The organism is Kitasatospora sp. NPDC091257 (assembly GCF_044757675.1).
In the GTDB taxonomy this organism is placed as follows: domain Bacteria; phylum Actinomycetota; class Actinomycetes; order Streptomycetales; family Streptomycetaceae; genus Kitasatospora; species Kitasatospora lactacystinica.
This window is the reverse complement of sequence record NZ_JBIVVI010001377.1, coordinates 1-2,181: the sequence shown is the minus strand read 5'-3', so window position 1 is coordinate 2,181 and position 2,181 is coordinate 1. Positions and strand designations below refer to the sequence as shown.

Annotated in this window: 2 protein-coding genes and 1 tRNA gene; 2 read left to right on the top strand and 1 reads right to left on the bottom strand. The window is 70.4% G+C overall.

Going from position 1 to position 2,181, the window contains the following annotated elements; genetic code table 11:
• Positions 1–20: 20 nt before the first annotated feature.
• Positions 21–94, bottom strand: a tRNA-Thr gene (locus tag ACIQOV_RS38450).
• Between the two features lie 284 nt (positions 95–378).
• Between ACIQOV_RS38450 and ACIQOV_RS38445 the strand changes: the two genes are divergently transcribed.
• Together ACIQOV_RS38445 and ACIQOV_RS38440 are read left to right on the top strand one after the other, a co-directional pair.
• On the top strand, positions 379–1,470 hold the full coding sequence (locus tag ACIQOV_RS38445; RefSeq protein ID WP_359915308.1) for a sn-glycerol-3-phosphate ABC transporter ATP-binding protein UgpC: 1,092 nt from the start codon (positions 379–381) through the stop codon (positions 1,468–1,470).
• Positions 1,471–1,633: 163 nt separating this feature from the next.
• The gene (locus ACIQOV_RS38440) at positions 1,634–2,089 is read left to right on the top strand and encodes a hypothetical protein (protein WP_401055421.1); all 456 of its coding nucleotides are present in this window, start codon (positions 1,634–1,636) and stop codon (positions 2,087–2,089) included.
• Positions 2,090–2,181: the final 92 nt, after the last annotated feature.

Genomic DNA, 2,181 nt, shown 5'->3' with positions numbered 1-2,181 from the left:
GCCCTTCCCTCGTACACCTGAGCCCCCTGTCGGGTTCGAACCGACGACCCCCGCTTTACAAGAGCGGTGCTCTGGCCAGCTGAGCTAAGGAGGCACGGTGGCCGTCCGCGATGGATCACGGCGGCACCGGGGGCAGTCTACCGGGCCCGGGTGACGGGATGGGGGGATATCCGGGGCTTGGTGGGATGGGTGGGCGTGATGGAACCGATGCCGAAATCGGGTCGGGTGGGGGCTGACAAGTCACGGAACCGCAGGTAGCGTCGCCGGGAGTCGGTTCGAGCAGTGGTTCAGACCACTGGCGGCCCGGCGGAACCCTGACAAACCCCCCTTTACTCGGATCGTCCGGCACGTTCCTGCCGGTGAAGGAGAGCGACAACCATGGCTTCTGTCACGTACGACAAGGCGACCCGCGTCTACCCCGGGGCGGACAAGCCCTCGGTGGACGCGCTGGAGCTGGAGATCGCGGACGGCGAGTTCCTCGTGCTGGTCGGCCCCTCGGGCTGCGGCAAGTCGACCAGCCTGCGCATGCTGGCCGGTCTGGAGGACGTCAACGCCGGTGCGATCCGGATCGGCGACCGCGACGTCACCCACCTGCCGCCGAAGGACCGGGACATCGCCATGGTGTTCCAGAACTACGCGCTCTACCCGCACATGACCGTCGCCGACAACATGGGCTTCGCGCTCAAGATCGCCGGCGTGAACAAGGCGGACATCCGCACCAAGGTCGAGGAGGCGGCGAAGATCCTCGACCTGACCGACTACCTGGACCGCAAGCCGAAGGCGCTGTCCGGCGGTCAGCGCCAGCGCGTCGCGATGGGCCGCGCGATCGTCCGCCAGCCGCAGGTCTTCCTGATGGACGAGCCGCTGTCGAACCTGGACGCCAAGCTCCGCGTCTCCACCCGCACCCAGATCGCCGGCCTCCAGCGCCGCCTGGGCATCACCACGGTCTACGTCACCCACGACCAGACCGAGGCCCTCACCATGGGCGACCGGGTCGCGGTGCTCAAGGACGGTCTGCTCCAGCAGGTCGACACCCCGCGCAACATGTACGACAAGCCCGCCAACCTCTTCGTGGCCGGCTTCATCGGCTCGCCGGCCATGAACCTGGTCGAGGTGCCGCTGGTGGACGGCGGCGTGAAGTTCGGCGGCTCGGTCGTCAACATCTCCCGCGAGGACCTGTCCGGCGCCGGCACCGACAAGACGGTGACCGTCGGCATCCGCCCCGAGCACTTCGAGGTCGTCCCGTCGGGCGGCATCGAGGGCGTCGCGGTGACCGTCAACGTGGTCGAGGAGCTCGGCTCGGACGGCTTCGTCTACGGCACCACCCAGATCGGCGGCAAGGACCACGAGCTGGTCGTCCGCGTGCCCGGCCGCCAGATCCCGGCCCGCGGCGAGACCATCCACGTCGTGCCGATCGCCAACGAGACCCACGTCTTCTCCACCAGCTCCGGCCTGCGCCTGAGCAACTGACGCGACCTCGCGCCTCCCCGGAGCCCGTCGGACCCCCGTGGTCCGGCGGGCTCCGTCCGTACACCCCCGCGTCAACACGGCGGAGGGACGAAACCGGACAGTGTGTCACTCGATGGTGTAACGGAGGGCGATCCTGCCCGTACCCACCGCTACTCTCCTGAGGGTGAAGCAGCTAGTGCGCCGTATCGGCCAGACCGTCGCCCTGACCCTGCCGGTCGTCCTGGTGACCACCGGCACCCTCGCCGTGACCCGGGTCCCGTGGGCCCCGCCGACCGGGCTCGATCAGCAGGTCGTGGCGGCGTCGAGCGGCGACGGCGCCGGGATCGGGCGTTCCAACAACGCGGCCGGCGCCACGGCCAGGACCTCGGACGGGCTCGCCCCGCAGGACTCGCTGCGGGTGGCGCTGCTCGACGAGCTGCGCGCGAAGAACCCCTCCGCCGCGCTGGACCTGCTGGAGCGCTCGATGCGCGAGCAGCCCTCGCTGACGCCCTACTGCACCTCGCTGGCCGGCGAGCTGGGCAAGGCGGCGGTGCGCAAGTACCAGGGCGACGTCCAGCGGGCCCGCTCCTTCGCCCGCCCGGTCTGCGACGGCTCGTTCGCGGCCGGCGTCGTCGGCTGAGGAAGGCCGGAGAAGGCCGGAGACCGTCGGAGACGGTCCGAGAAGGCTGCGGAAGGCCGGGCGGACCCCGGTCCCCGAGGCGGCGGACACCC